At 72.4% G+C, this 13,283-nt stretch carries 14 protein-coding genes and 1 CRISPR repeat array (1 of these 15 only partly in view); of the genes, 5 read left to right on the top strand and 9 right to left on the bottom strand.

All coding sequences use genetic code 11. The features are described from left to right. Window positions 1-463 precede the first annotated feature (463 nt). Window positions 464-1,027 (bottom strand): rhodanese-like domain-containing protein, encoded by a 564-nt coding sequence (locus ACH4OA_RS26315; RefSeq protein WP_397971363.1) that lies wholly within the window; start codon window positions 1,025-1,027, stop codon window positions 464-466. Window positions 1,028-1,103: 76 nt separating this feature from the next. On the opposite strand from ACH4OA_RS26315, the gene ACH4OA_RS26310 reads away from it, so the two are divergent. Further along, the gene (locus ACH4OA_RS26310) at window positions 1,104-1,385 is read left to right on the top strand and encodes a metal-sensitive transcriptional regulator (protein WP_007492737.1); all 282 of its coding nucleotides are present in this window, start codon (window positions 1,104-1,106) and stop codon (window positions 1,383-1,385) included. Between the two features lie 32 nt (window positions 1,386-1,417). On the opposite strand, the gene ACH4OA_RS26305 is transcribed toward ACH4OA_RS26310, so the two are convergent. The 6 genes from ACH4OA_RS26305 to ACH4OA_RS26280 all read right to left on the bottom strand — a co-directional run bounded on the left by ACH4OA_RS26305 (window position 1,418) and on the right by ACH4OA_RS26280 (window position 6,711). Continuing rightward, complete coding sequence (locus tag ACH4OA_RS26305) at window positions 1,418-2,170, bottom strand: sulfite exporter TauE/SafE family protein (RefSeq protein WP_397939564.1); 753 nt, start codon at window positions 2,168-2,170, stop codon at window positions 1,418-1,420. Beyond that, window positions 2,167-2,529, bottom strand: coding sequence for a rhodanese-like domain-containing protein (locus ACH4OA_RS26300; protein WP_397971360.1), 363 nt, complete (start codon window positions 2,527-2,529; stop codon window positions 2,167-2,169). The genes ACH4OA_RS26305 and ACH4OA_RS26300 overlap by 4 nt, the downstream gene beginning before the upstream one ends. Window positions 2,530-2,568: 39 nt before the next feature. Then, the gene (locus ACH4OA_RS26295; RefSeq protein WP_397971357.1) at window positions 2,569-3,945 is read right to left on the bottom strand and encodes a rhodanese-like domain-containing protein; all 1,377 of its coding nucleotides are present in this window, start codon (window positions 3,943-3,945) and stop codon (window positions 2,569-2,571) included. 198 nt (window positions 3,946-4,143) lie between these two features. Next, window positions 4,144-4,911, bottom strand: a complete 768-nt coding sequence (locus tag ACH4OA_RS26290; RefSeq protein WP_397971354.1) for an FAD:protein FMN transferase — start codon at window positions 4,909-4,911, stop codon at window positions 4,144-4,146. After that, window positions 4,904-5,335, bottom strand: coding sequence for an FMN-binding protein (locus ACH4OA_RS26285; protein WP_397971351.1), 432 nt, complete (start codon window positions 5,333-5,335; stop codon window positions 4,904-4,906). Before ACH4OA_RS26285 ends, ACH4OA_RS26290 begins: the two co-directional genes overlap by 8 nt. An 11-nt stretch (window positions 5,336-5,346) precedes the next feature. Then, the gene (locus ACH4OA_RS26280; RefSeq protein ID WP_397971348.1) at window positions 5,347-6,711 is read right to left on the bottom strand and encodes a ferric reductase-like transmembrane domain-containing protein; all 1,365 of its coding nucleotides are present in this window, start codon (window positions 6,709-6,711) and stop codon (window positions 5,347-5,349) included. Between the two features lie 172 nt (window positions 6,712-6,883). Between ACH4OA_RS26280 and ACH4OA_RS26275 the strand changes: the two genes are divergently transcribed. Continuing rightward, window positions 6,884-7,618, top strand: coding sequence for a response regulator transcription factor (locus ACH4OA_RS26275; RefSeq protein WP_397971345.1), 735 nt, complete (start codon window positions 6,884-6,886; stop codon window positions 7,616-7,618). Next, window positions 7,615-9,039 (top strand): ATP-binding protein, encoded by a 1,425-nt coding sequence (locus ACH4OA_RS26270; RefSeq protein ID WP_397971342.1) that lies wholly within the window; start codon window positions 7,615-7,617, stop codon window positions 9,037-9,039. The genes ACH4OA_RS26275 and ACH4OA_RS26270 overlap by 4 nt, the downstream gene beginning before the upstream one ends. A gap of 69 nt (window positions 9,040-9,108) precedes the next feature. Here the strand turns inward: ACH4OA_RS26270 and ACH4OA_RS26265 are convergent, their stop codons facing one another. Together ACH4OA_RS26265 and ACH4OA_RS26260 are read right to left on the bottom strand one after the other, a co-directional pair. Next, window positions 9,109-9,597, bottom strand: a complete 489-nt coding sequence (locus tag ACH4OA_RS26265; protein ID WP_397971339.1) for a hypothetical protein — start codon at window positions 9,595-9,597, stop codon at window positions 9,109-9,111. Window positions 9,598-10,143: 546 nt separating this feature from the next. Further along, window positions 10,144-10,344 (bottom strand): hypothetical protein, encoded by a 201-nt coding sequence (locus ACH4OA_RS26260; protein ID WP_397971336.1) that lies wholly within the window; start codon window positions 10,342-10,344, stop codon window positions 10,144-10,146. 39 nt (window positions 10,345-10,383) lie between these two features. Between ACH4OA_RS26260 and ACH4OA_RS26255 the strand changes: the two genes are divergently transcribed. Both ACH4OA_RS26255 and ACH4OA_RS26250 read left to right on the top strand, forming a co-directional pair. Beyond that, the gene (locus ACH4OA_RS26255; RefSeq protein WP_397971334.1) at window positions 10,384-10,779 is read left to right on the top strand and encodes a hypothetical protein; all 396 of its coding nucleotides are present in this window, start codon (window positions 10,384-10,386) and stop codon (window positions 10,777-10,779) included. A gap of 36 nt (window positions 10,780-10,815) precedes the next feature. After that, entirely contained in the window at window positions 10,816-11,883 is a 1,068-nt protein-coding gene (locus tag ACH4OA_RS26250) for a hypothetical protein (protein WP_397971332.1), read from the top strand. A 459-nt stretch (window positions 11,884-12,342) separates the two neighbouring features. Then, window positions 12,343-13,283: direct repeats of the CRISPR family, unit length 29 nt; unit sequence GGGACCATCCCCGCGGGTGCGGGGAGCAG (it continues 368 nt past the right edge of the window).

Genomic DNA, 13,283 nt, shown 5'->3' with positions numbered 1-13,283 from the left:
CCGGCCGCCCGCTGCTCGGCGACGGCCGGGCACCGGACGCGGCACCCACGGCGCTCGTCCCCGCACCGGGCCGGGACTACGGAGGCTTACTCGCCCCGCTCGGCTACCGACCGCTTCCGTACGGCCTGCGTCCCGCCCGGGGCCGGCAGCCCGACGCCGCGGAGACGGCGTCGGGCTGGACCGCGCGGGACGCGGTTCCCTGCTCGTCCTCAATCCGCAGCACGACCCCACCGGCACCGACTGGGCGGCCGGCACGGTCAAGAGCATCGCCGGGGCGACCGTCACACACCGTGCGGCGGTCCTGCTCGACGACGCGTACTACGCGGTCCACGCTCCCGGCGAGCCGCCCACCAACGCCCTGCGCATCCTCCTGGACGAGACGCGGCGGCCGCACGCGGCTGCCGGGCAGCCATCACCAAGGCTTCGCCTGATACCCCGGTACGGTCGCCGTGCGGTCGGGGGGTCAGCCGGTCAGGGCGGCGAGGGTGGCGTCCAGGTCGGCGGTCTCGGCCTGGTTGTGGGGCAAGGCGGCGAGGATCCTGGCCATGCCGCAGGTATCGGTGAGGGCGGAGAACACCAGACCGCCGGCGACACCCGCGGAGAGCCAGCGGGCCGCGTTCCAGCGTCGTCCGACGAGGAGGCCGGTCAGGACGAGGGAGCCGGCGGCGAGGCGGACCTGACGGTCCATGGCCCAGCCGGTGCGGGTGCCGGCGGGGCGGTGGATGTCGTGGCCCTGCTGCGTCCAGGCGGTGGTGCCGCCGGTGAGGGTGGCGGCGGTGACGCCCTGCTCGGCCAGGCGCCGGCAGGCGGTCGCGGAGCGGGCACCGGAGGCGCACACCATGAGGAGGTCGCCGCGGTCCGCGGCGGCTTGCAGGGCGGGCAGGGCCGTGTCGAAGTGGTCGAGGGGGACGTTGTGGGCGCCGGGCAGGTGGCCGGAGGCGAATTCGCCGGGGGAGCGCACGTCGATGACGGTCAGCTCCTGGAGACGGGCGTTGACCTGGTCGACGGTGAGGGCGGTGGGTGCCACGGGGACTTTCCTTCGCATGGTGGGAGTCAGCCCTTCGGTACGATACCCGCCGGGGTATCTCGAAGGAGTGTGGGCTGTGGAACTGGCGATGGCGGCTGAGGAACTGAAGACGGTGGTCAACCGGCTGCGCCGGGCGCAGGGCCAGATCGCCGGTGTGATCAAGATGATCGAGGAGGGGCGGGATTGTGAGGACGTGGTCACGCAGCTCGCGGCGGCCTCCCGGGCTCTGGACAAGGCGGGTTTCGCGATCATCGCGACCGGTCTGCAGCACTGCCTGACCGATGCGGACATGGCCGCTTCCGGTGACCGGGAGGAGATGCGCACCCGGCTGGAGAAGCTGTTCCTTTCGCTGGCCTGACCCTGGTCCGTGCCACCCGGTCGCCCGGCCTGTCAGGTGAGAGCGTCGACGAGCATGAAGGCCGCCACGGCCAGCAGCACGACGGCGAAGGCCCGCTGCAACAGGGCGCCGGTGGCCTTGGCGGCCAGGCGTTTGCCGTCCCACGCGCCGAGGATCGCCGCCCCGGTGAAGGGGCCGACCACCGCCCAGTCGATGCCCGAGGTGGTGGCGCCGCGTGTGGCCAGGGCGGCCAGCGAGTTCACCGAGATGACCAGCAGGCTGGTGCCGACGGCGGCCCGCATCTCGAATGCCAGCACGGTGACCAGGGACGGCACGGCGAGGAAGCCTCCCCCGACGCCGAGCAGACCGGTCAGCGCGCCCAGTCCCGCGCCGGTGCCGACCGCCCTGACGGGCCTTGTCCCGCCGGCCGCCGCACCGGTGGCGGCGCGGCCGGGGCGGAGCATCCTCACGGCGCTGAGCGCGGCGACGGCCGCGAACGCCGCGGTCAGCACGGGCTGGGGCAGACGGGACGCGGCGGCTCCGGCTGCGGCGGCGGGCAGGAGTCCGGCCGCGGCGAACAGGCCGCCGGCTCTCCAGCGGACGTCGCCGGTGCGGGCGTGGGCGAACAGGGCGGTGAGCGAGGTGGCGGTGACGATGATCAGGCTGGCGGTGGTGGCGGCCGCCGCGGTGAAGCCGAGCAGGTAGATCAGCGCCGGGACGGCCAGGACGCTGCCGCCCCCGCCGAGCGCGCCGAGCGCGAGTCCGACCACGGCCCCCGCGATCAGGGCCAGGATCAGCGCGCTCACGCTATGACACCGCCGTTGCCGCCCCGGGCGGTGACCGGCAGGCCCGCACGTGCCCGGGCGGCCGTGCCGCCGGTGACGACCGCGGCCTGGACGCCGCGTCCGGCCGGCAGCCCGGCTGCCCGCCGGGAGCGGTGACCGGAGCGGCAGACCGCGACCACCGACGCGCCCTGCGCGGCTGCCGGGAGCGATGCCCCTGCTGCCAGGCGGGAAAGGGGCAGGCGCAACGCGCCGGGCGCGGGCCCGGCGGCCCGCTCCGGTGTTCCGCGGACGTACGGCAGGACGGATGTGCCCTGGCCAGTCTGCTGACGTACCTGCTCGGGGGTGAGGCGGCCGGGGCCGCGGCGGAGAAGCGAGAACATCGATCGATCACTTTCGTGCGGGTGGCGCGGAGGAGCGTGTCAGCGGGTGCCGACGGATCGGGTGAGGGGCAGCCCCGCCTCGCTGGCGGCGTCGAAGCCGTCGTCGACGGCGACCACGTCGCGGCCGGCGGCGTCCAGCAGGGAGGCGGCGACCGCCGCGCGCATCCCGCCGGCGCAGTGCACCCACACCACCCCGTCCGGCACCTCGCCGATGCGGCCGTGCAGCTCGTGGACCGGGATGTGGACCGAGCCGTCGACGTAACCGCCCGCACGCTCCACGTCCCGGCGCACGTCCAGGACGACCATGTCGTCGCCGCGCTCACGGGCATCGGCGAGGTCGGCGAAGCGGGCACGGGGGAAGGAGACGAGCTGCTCGCTCTCACGGACCCAGGCGGCCGGGTCACCGGTGGCGGCGGCGGCCGGGCGGTCGATGCCCACCCGCGCCAGTTCCCGTTGCGCGGCGCCGATCTGTTCCGGGGTCTCGGCCAGCAGGGTGACGGGCTTGCCCCACGGGATCAGCCAGGCCAGGTAGGTGGCCAGTTTGCCCGCGCCCTCGAAGTTGAACGATCCGGCCACGTGTCCCTCGGCGAAAGCCATGCGACTGCGCAGGTCCACCACCCACTCGCCCGCGGCCAGCCGGGAGGCGATCTCCTCGGCGTCCGTACGGTGCGGCGGGGTGAGGTCGACCGGCGCGGGACCTGCCGCGTTGGCCGGGCCCATGTGCGCGTAGTACGCGGGTACGTCGTCCAGCCCCGCGAGCATCCGGGCGACGAAGGTGTCCACGTCCAGGGTCAGCGCGTCGTTGGTCCCGCGCTCCCTGCCGATCGTGCTCGCGTCGCCCCCGGCCTCGGATGAGGAGCAGAAGCTGCCGAACCCGTGGGTGGGCAGCACCGGCACGTCGTCGTCCAGCTCGTCGGCGAGCCGGTGGGCGGAGGCGTGCTGGGCGCGGGCCAGCTGTCCGGTGAGCCGCGGCTCGACCAGGTCCGGGCGGCCCACGGTGCCGATCAGCAGCGAGCCGCCGGTGAACGCCGCCACGGCGCGCCCGTCCTCGGTCAGGGCGTAGGAGGTGTGGTGCGGGGTGTGCCCCGGGGTGGCGATCGCGCGCAGCACCAGGCCCTCGTCCACCGTCACCGTGTCCCCGTCGGCGACGGGGGTGCGGGCGAACGCCACGTGTGCCGCGGCCGGCACCAGGTACCGGGCGCCGGTGACGCGGGCCAGCTCCAGGCCGCCGGTGACGTAGTCGTTGTGCACATGGGTCTCGGCCACGAACGCGATGCGCACGCCGCGGCGGGCCGCCGCGGCGATGACCTGGTCGATGTCGCGCGGCGGGTCCACGACCACCGCGGCGTTGGATCCGCCGGCCAGATAGCAGCGGTTGCCCAGACCCTCGAATTCCAGGGTGTCGACGAAGAACACGACTCACGACTCCTTTCGGATGGTGTACCCCCGGGGGTATCTGGCACCCACCCTAACAGCAATACCCCGGGGGGTATCTCGCGGCCGGAGACCACCCGCGCAAGGCACCGCCCGGCACCTCACAGGCACGCGGCGGGCACGGCTCACAGGCACGCGGCGGGCACGGAGCGCCGGGCGCGGATGACGCCGTGACGCACGTCATGAGCCGTAGCGGCTGAAACTCGGAGACCGCCATTCCCGGCCGTCGGGCAGGATCGCGAGTGCTTCGTAGCCGTCCAGTGTTCTCAGCCACTCCGGTGCCTCGTGGCCTCGGGCGAACGCGGCGGTGGCGTAGGCGTCGGTCATCGTCAGGCGGGGCCCGACGAGGGTGAGAGAGGCGAACGTATCGGCAGGTCCGCCGTGGTGCGGGTCGACGATGTGGGCGCCGCGTTCGGCGGTGCCGGAGGTGGCGACGGCCAGGTCGTGCCCCACGGTGATGACGGTGGCCAGCCGGCCGGGGCGCAGCGGGTGGGCGATGCCGATGCGCCACGGCGTACCCGGGCCCGCCGGGCCGCGGAGCTGCAGGTCGCCTCCGCCGTTCACGCAGGTGTGGCGCGCCCCCGCGTCGTAGAGGAGCTGGGACGCTTTTTCGGTGGCCCAGCCCTTGACCAGCCCAGAGGGGTCGAGGGTTCCCGCGGCGACCACGCTGAACCAGCCGTCGCTGGTGGACGTGGCCTGAGCGCACAGGGACAGGACTTCGCGGACTTCGGGCGGGCAGTCCTCCAGCCGGGTCTCGCCGCGGCCGAGACGGCTGATGTGGCTGTCGGGCCGGTAGGTGGAGAACACGGCATCGACCCGGTGGAGGTGGTCCACGGCCTCGGCAAGGGCACGGCGGATGGCCGAGGTCGGCCGGTCCCGGATGTCGAAGGAGAAGACCGTGCCCATGACGTGCTCGACGTGGCGCAGCCTGGTCGCGGCCTCAGGCATGGGCCTGGTCCAGGGCGCTCTGGAGGGACTGCATGTAGCCCTGGCTGGTGTAGCTGGCTCCGGAGACGGCGTCGATGTCCGCGCTCTGGGCGCCGATCGCTTCCTGGGTGAGGCGGGGCAGGGCGTAGGACGTGATCTCCTGGTCACGGCCGTTCTCGTCCGGGGCGTGCAGGACCCGGACGGCGGTGATCCTTCCCTTGGCGAGGGTGGCGGCGACCTGCACGGTGCCGTACCGGGTGTCGACGGGATCTCCGGTGAACATGCCCGTCCCGGTGGCGGGGCCCGGCGAGGTGCCTGCGGGAGGGGACGAGGCCGCGGAACGGGGAGCCGTCCCGGCGAGGGCGGGGAGCTGGTGGGGCTTGAGAGCGAGCAGGGCGACGATCAGCGTGCTGATCCCGGTGGTGGCGAGGACGGCTCGGCGCATGGCGGTTCTCCTCAGAACGCGAAGGACTCGTGGTGGATGCGCCGGACTGGGACCCCGGCATCGCGCAGGGCCCCGATCGCGGCCCGCGTCATGCCGGGCGGGCCGCAGAGATAGACGTCGTGCGCGGCCAGATCCGGGACCAGGGCGCCGAGAGCCTGGGCGGTGAGCGGGCGGGAGTGCCCGGCCGGTTCGTCGGCGATGTAGTGCACGGCGGCCCCGCGGCGGGCGGCGATCTCGTCGAGCTCACCCCGGAGGGCGAACTCGGCGGCACGGCGGGCCCGGTAGACGAGGGTCACCTGGCCCGGCAGCGTCTCGAAGAGCACGCGCAGGGGGGTGATGCCGACCCCGCCGGCCAGGAGCAGGACCTTCGGAGCGGTACGGCGGCGCGCGGTGAGGGCGCCGTAGGGTCCCTCGGCCCACACCCGGGTGCCGGGCCGCAGCCGGGCGAGGGCGGCGCTGTGCCCGCCCGCGGTCTTCACCGTGATCCGCAGGTGGCCGGGGTGGGCGGGGGCGGAGAGGGAGTAGGGGTTCGCGGCCCACCACGCTCCGCGGGTCAGGAAACGCCAGCGCAGGAACTGCCCCGGCTCGCCCCCGAGCTCGTCGAGGTGCCGGCCGGTGAGATGGACGGAGACCACGCCCGGTGCTTCGGGGCGGACCGCGGCCACGCTCAGGCGGTGGCGCAGCCCTCGGCGGACGGGGACGGCGAAGCGGTACCACGCGACCAGGACCGCGACGCCGAGGAAGAGCGTGTACCAGGCCGCCTGCGCGAGCCGGTTGCCGACGAAGTCCGCCCCGTTGGAGAGCTGGTGGCCGAAGGTGAGGAAGACCGCCAGATAGGTCGCGAAGTGCAGGTAGTGCCACGCTTCGTAACTGATCCTGCGGCGGGCGGCGCGGGCGGACAGGATCCCCGTGGCCGCGAACAGCAGGAAGCCGGCCGTGCCCTTGAGCAGGTCGGGGTAGTGGAGGACGAGTGCGGAGGTCTGGCTGACCACGTCCGTGCGGGAGGCCAGCGAGTAACCCCAGATGATCAGCAGCGTGTGGGCGAGGGAGAGGGAGACGGTGCAGCGGCCGCCCCAGGCGTGCCAGCGGGCGAGCCGGTCGGTGCCGACAGCGTGGTCCAGGAGCGGTATCCGGGCCATGAGGAGCAGCAGGACCGCGCAGGCGTACCCGGCCAGCAGGCCGGTGATGCGTCCCGCGCCGGTGAGCCAGCCCACCGGGCCGACCACCGAGGCCGTGTCACTCCACCACAGGGCCAGCACCCCCGCGACGCCGGCCCAGATCGCCGGCGGGAGCAGGAACGGGACGAGGCCGCGGCGCGGGCGCCGGTGGCGCATCCCGCGACTCTCGTACGTCGTGACGGTGAACGGCGTGGTCATGAGGCTCCTCCGGGATCGCGCACGCTCCGGCGATGGGCGGCCAGCCTCACAGCCCAACCTCTGTGTACCTTCTGAAACAGCCCCGCCGATCGCTCCGAGAGCCCGATTCAGAGGAAACTCAGAGACACCCCCGCCCCTGCCGTGACCCGCGCCGGGGGATGCTGAAGGAACCATGGAAGAGCCGCGTACACCACCGCTTCTGCACCGCCCGGACGGAGATGCCGTGCGCATCCTCGTCGTCGACGACGAACCCGATGTCACCGATGTGCTGGCCGGGGCCGTCACCGGTGAGGGCTGGCAGGTGCGCACCGCGGGCGACGGCGCCACCGCGCTGGCGACGGCCCGCGCTTTCCGGCCCGACGCGGTCGTCCTGGACTGGATGCTGCCCGACCTGGACGGGCTCCAGGTCCTGCGGGCCCTCCGACGCGAGATGCCCGAGGTGTGTGTCCTGTTCCTGACCGCCCGCGACGCGGTCGAAGACCGCATCGCCGGGATCACCGCGGGCGGTGACGACTACGTCACCAAGCCCTACAGCCTGGAGGAAGTCCTGGCCCGGCTGCGCGGGCTGCTCCGGCGGGCCGGCATGACCACGGGGCCGGGCACGAACCGGCTCACCGTCGGGGACCTCGCCATGGACGAGGAAGCCCGGGAGGTCCGGCGCGGCGGGGCTGTCGTCGAGCTGTCCCGCACCGAGTTCGAACTCCTTAGGTTCCTCATGCGCAACCCGCGCCGGGTCCTGTCCAAGGACCAGATCCTCGACCGTGTCTGGGCCTACGACTTCGGCGGCCGCGCCCATATCGTCGAGCTCTACATCAGCTATCTGCGCAAGAAGATCGACGCCGGCCGTACCCCGATGATCCACACCGTGCGCGGCGTCGGTTACGTCCTCAAGCCGGACGTCGCGTGAGGCGCCCGCCGCCGCGCACGCTGCGCGGTCAGCTCACCGTCGGTCTGGTCGCCCTGCTCGCCCTCGCCTGCCTCGCCGTCGGCATCACCACCGCCCTCGCCCTGCGGGGTTTCCTCATGGGGCGCCTGGACGAACAGCTCACCGCCTCCGGCGGCCGGTTCGCCGCCAGCCTGGAACACGAGGCCCGGCCCGACACCGACAACCGGCCCGACACCCGGGGCCAGGCCGAGGGGACCTTCGGCGCACGCCTGCTGGACGGCACCGTCACCCAGGCCGCCGTCGTCGACGAGGCCGCCGACCGCTCCCTCCGGCTCACCACCGAGGACCGCCACACCCTGGCGGGAATCCCGGTGGACGGCAGCGGGCACAGCATCCGCCTGTCCGGTCCGGGCAGGTACCGCGTCACGGCCGTCCGGGGCGACGACCGGGACACCCTGCTCACGGGCCTGCCCCTGCACCCGGTGGAAGAGACGGTCCACCGCCTCGAAGCGGTCGAAGCGCTGCTGTTCGGTGCCGCGCTGCTGGCGACCGGCATCGCGGGGGCCGTGTGGGTGCGGATCTCCCTGCGGCCCCTCCAGAAGGTCACCGCCCATGCGGCGGAGGTCGCCGGGCTGCCCCTCGCCAGCGGCGACATCGCCATGCCCGGCCCTCTTCCCGACACCGACCCGCGCACCGAGGTCGGCCGGGTCGGCACCGCCCTCAACCACATGCTCGGCCACATCGAAGACGCCCTCACCCGCCGGCAGGCCGGCGAGGAGCGCCTGCGGCACTTCGCCGCCGACGCCAGTCACGAACTGCGCACCCCGGTCGCCAACATCCGCGGCCACGCCGAACTCGCCCTACGCCACCACGGGCGCGTCCCCACCGAGGTCCGCCACGCCCTGGAACGCATCGGCAGCGAATCACAGCGCATGACCCGGCTCGTCGACGACTTGCTGCTCCTCGCCCGGCTGGACGCCGGACGGCCCCTCGAACAGGAACCGGTCGACCTGACCCTGCTGATCCTGAACGCGACGGACGACGCCCGCGCCGCCGGCCCCGGCCACCACTGGCTCCTCGACCTCCCCGAGGAACCGGTCACCGTCACCGGTGACGCCCACCGCCTCCAGCAGGCCATCGGCAACCTCCTCGCCAACGCCCGCACCCACACCCCGCCGGGCACCGACGTGACCGTCTCCCTCACCGCGGAGCGGACCGGCGTCCGGGTGGACGTGCGTGACAACGGCCCCGGCATACCCGACGCACTCCAACCCGAAGTCTTCGGCCGTTTCGTCCGCGGCGACCACGCCCGCTCCCGCAGGACGGGAAGCACCGGGCTGGGCCTTGCCATCGTCCAAGCCGTCATCACCGCCCACGGCGGAACCGCGACCGTCAGCAGCCGCCCCGGACACACCACTTTCCGCCTCGCGCTCCCCGGCTGAACCGTACGGTCCAGCCAACACGCCGACAGAACGGCGCGCGAAGGGACCTGGCTTCGCCCCCACCGCCCTTCACTCCGCGGCCGGACCTGCTTTCCGGAAAGTCCTCCAGTACTGGCGTCTCTTCTCGTCCCGCACCACGACGCCGAGACGGGCCAGCTCCTCACGGAGTTCCCGAACGTCCTCGTGGGAGGGTTCCTTCTTCTCCAGCGACTCTTGGCGGACCTTGAGCAGGGCGTTCGCGCCCTCCGGGAGGCCGGGCGCACCCGGGACCCAGCGGCGGAACTCACCCTGGTGCGGATCGACGTCCGCCCACGGATAGCCGTGCTCGGTGAAGGCGTCCGCGACGCGGCCGGTGTTCAGATCGCACTCCTGACGGGTGAGTTCGCCGCCATCGTGGCCGAGCAGGACGAGTTGCTTGCCGTCCCGGAACACCGCGGCGATGACATCGCGCGGGAATTCCCGTTCCCGTCCCCTGCTGGTGAGCACCACGCGCTCACCCGACAGGCGAACCACCACCTGCTCGTACTGGGCGACAAGCCCGAGGACCAACCCTGCCACCGCGCCAGCGGCGGGCAGCGTCGGGGCGGGGGCGGAGCCGCAATCCACCGAGCAGACGGACCCGCACGGCGGGGACACTCCCCGACCGGTGCCGCATCGGCGCGTCTCGCGGACTCACGTGCCACCTCCCCGGTCGACTACGCGAGGGGCGGAGAAGTATCCGATCGTCATAGTGGCCTCCTGTGCGACCGGACCCGGGTGTCCGCGCGCTGGATCCGCCAATCGGCCATGCGCACCGCATTCGCGGCGGACGCCGTTCAACTGGCCGCCGGATGCACATCCGAGACGCCGGGGCCTGACGCGAACGGCGGCCGACCGGTGACGACCCGGATGCACGCGGAAACCTCCGGTGACGAGGGTCCGCGTCCACGCCAAGCTGCTACGGGCCCGTATCCTCGCCATCGCCTCCCCGGCTCGGCCGGGCGCCGGGTGATCAGTGACGCGATCGAGCCGGCCGCCCGGCCTCGGCGCAGCGGCCGGGACGGTAGCGGGAACCAGAGAGCCAGCCCCAGCTTGGCCCGGAAACCAGGCGCCCTTTTCCTGTGCCTAGAAGAAGCCGAGCTCCTTCGGCGAATACGACACCAGGAGGTTTTTGGTCTGCTGGCGGTACACGCTCACCGTCGCCTCTGACCTGCGGTAATAGGGTGGAATCGTCTGCTGCTGAGCCGAGTTGGTCCGCACCTGGTCCGGATCTTGCTGCGTGATCTGTGGTGTTGGCGTGCGAGTCTTGCGGTACGACATGGTCACTGGTGGAGGTGGAGTCGCGCACTCTGGCAGGCTCCCCTCATGGCGCTTACCCCTCCTCCTGAGGCTGCGGACTTCACCTTCACGCTGGCCGATGCTCTCGACATACCTGTCCGCGTGCGCTCCGACGGAGACCTGGCGAAGTGGGATCGCCGCCAGGCGTCGAAGGCCGCGCAGCCATGGCCGGCGACCGACGCGCTCCCGGCAGACGGCGAATTCCTGGCCACCACCACTTGGCGGCAGCTCGTGACGGCGGCAACCAGCGTGGGCCGCGACCTGGCACCCTGGCTGCGGAAGACGCCAGCATTCGCCGTCAACGAACTCATCGCCCGTGTTGCCCCACTGCAGGCGTACCTGACACTCAAGGACTTCAAGGCGCCCTCCGGAGCGGCGGGGCGGCGCCTGTTCGTGAACGCCGTCTACCGCCACGGCACGTAACGCAGCGCTCATGCCGCCTTCGGATACCACCTGGGCATGACGATGGCCCAGTGGCTGACAGCCGGTATGGCCGGGTTGCCGGCCACCATGCATCTGGAGGCTTGCGGCATACCCGAACTGGTGGATCCGACGAAGAGGCTCCCGGATCTCTACGGCAATCACGCGGTCGAGGCGTTGCCGTGGCTGATCGAAGCCAAGGCGCGCAAGTCACTGGGAGTCGGCGACATGCGCGACGGACAGTGGCAGCTGGACCAGGCGACGGCGGAAATTGCCGTCCCACACCGGCAGGTGCTCTGCGGAACGGTACTGCCGGAGCCCGGCCGCTGGGAGGACGACCACCTCGTCATGATGGTGCACACCGCTCTCGTGGGTCCGTCCCCAGCCGGCGGCGTCCACTTCCTACCAGACCCCCCGAGTGACGGGGGAGAACCTTCACTGGACGAGACCCCGGACGCTCTGCTCAGCGTCGCGCGGGACCAACTTCTCGTCTTCCGAGCCTTGGCGTTCGGGGCAGTCCAGGACCTGCGGGTCGTCCCGCTTGCGGGGACGGGGGCGGGAACTGGCGGACCATCCAGGCGGCAGAACGCCATGAGGCCGCTCGAACGAGATGCCGGTACCCGCGATCTACGCGGGCGTGTGCTGGCCGAAGGGGTGCCTTACGAGCGGATTCGGCAGGAACAGGACTCGGCAGTGCAGGAGTTCGTGGTTGGGCGTATCCCTGGTATTGGCCTTCACCTTGGCCTGTCGCGTGGCTTGTACGCGGCCTGCGCCCGTCTGCACCAGATGCAGCAGGAGATCCCAGCGGAGGAGCCCCTCTTCCCTGCGGCCCCGTTGCTCGTGCAGCGCGGGGCGGACGAGGAGCGTGAGGAGATGAGCCGCGAAGCGCGGCGCGCCTTCTACGAGCGCGAGGACGAGCGACTAGTGACGATCAGGCGGGAGATGGCTGACGCGTACAGGACCCAGGAGGTGCCGGCCGGGCTCCTGCGCGGTGCTCCCCTCGTGGTGGAAGGGCCCGAAGCCAGAGGCGGGGTGCTGGAGGCAAGGACGGCCGAGACATACATGGCCGTCGAGCGCACGGATCCGATCATGTCGGGTCACCGCTGACTCTCCTCCCGGACTCGGTCAGCAGAGGCAGCGTCTGTGCGGGAGATGACTCCTCGGCGAGGTCTGAGCGGCCGCTCCGAACCCCGACCGGCGATCTACCTGTGGTACTCCTCTCACAGACAGGCCGACGCCCGGCGGTTTCCCAGGTCACCTCGCGCAACCTACTTCCGTCACCCGATCAGTGACGATGCTGGACCGCTCCGTCGGCTCGGCGTAGGCAAGCCGTCATGCGAAGGGGTTCTCCGTTCCTCGGTCAGTGGTCGATTCGAGGAGTTCGGGAAGGTGGGCAGCATAGCGATGGTCGAGCCACCAGCCGGCCTGGCTGACTGTCCTGGCCACGTCCTCCGAGTCCGCACCAGCGTGGGCTTCAACTGGAGAAGCTACTGGAGCGGCTCTTTCAGAAGGCGCACTTCCTCGTCCAGCGCAACGCCGTCGCAGCCGAACCGCGGCAGACCGACCTCGTCGTTCCCCGCGAGGGCGGGGAGCAGGCGTAGCCCTTGAGCCCCATCGCTCGGCGGATGGGACCATCCCCGCGGGTGCGGGGAGCAGACGAGTAAGGCCCTGAGGACCCGGATCGGATCGGGACCATCCCCGCGGGTGCGGGGAGCAGAAGATCGGACGGTCCACGTACCGGTTCCGTCTGGGACCATTCCCGCGGGTGCGGGGAGCAGCCGGCTGCGACATGACCCACACACCGGGATTCGGGACCATCCCCGCGGGTGCGGGAGCAGACCGCGTCGAGGCGCTGTTCGCGGGCACCGCCGGGACCATCCCCGCGGGTGCGGGGAGCAGACTGGAATCGAACTTCCATACCAGCCCGGTGTGGGACCATCCCCGCGGGTACGGGGAGCAGAGGGGGACGCCGATGCCGTGGCGGAGCCAGGGGGGACCATCCCCGCGGCTGCGGGGAGCAGCTCAGCTACGCCAGCCAGACGGTGCGGGACCAGGGACCATCCCCGCGGGTGCGGGGAGCAGCCCTTTCCGTCGACCAAGACGAGATCCCAGCCGGGACCATACCCGCGGGTGCGGGGAGCAGGCCGCCGTGTCGCTGGCGCGCGCGCCGGCGCTGGGACCATCCCCGCGGGTGCGGGGAGCAGACGACCACGCCATCACCGCCGCGGCTCTCGACGGGACCATCCCCGCGGGTGCGGGGAGCAGTTGACGGAGAGCTCGGTTCGGACGCGGCTGACGAGACCATCCCCGCGGGTGCGGGGAGCAGCGGCGCGAGATCGGTGGGGACGCGGGCGACCAGGGACCATCCCCGCGGGTGCGGGGAGCAGGGCGCCGAGCCGACCGGTCCGGGGGCGGACAAGGGACCATCCCCGCGGGTGCGGGGAGCAGAGCTCCCACGCCGGGCGAGCCAGTTCGGCCGTGGGACCATCCCCGCGGGTGCGGGGAGC

Source organism: Streptomyces sp. NPDC017095 (genome assembly GCF_044332325.1).
In the GTDB taxonomy this organism is placed as follows: Bacteria; Actinomycetota; Actinomycetes; order Streptomycetales; family Streptomycetaceae; genus Streptomyces.
This window is presented reverse-complemented; position numbering and strand designations above follow the sequence as displayed.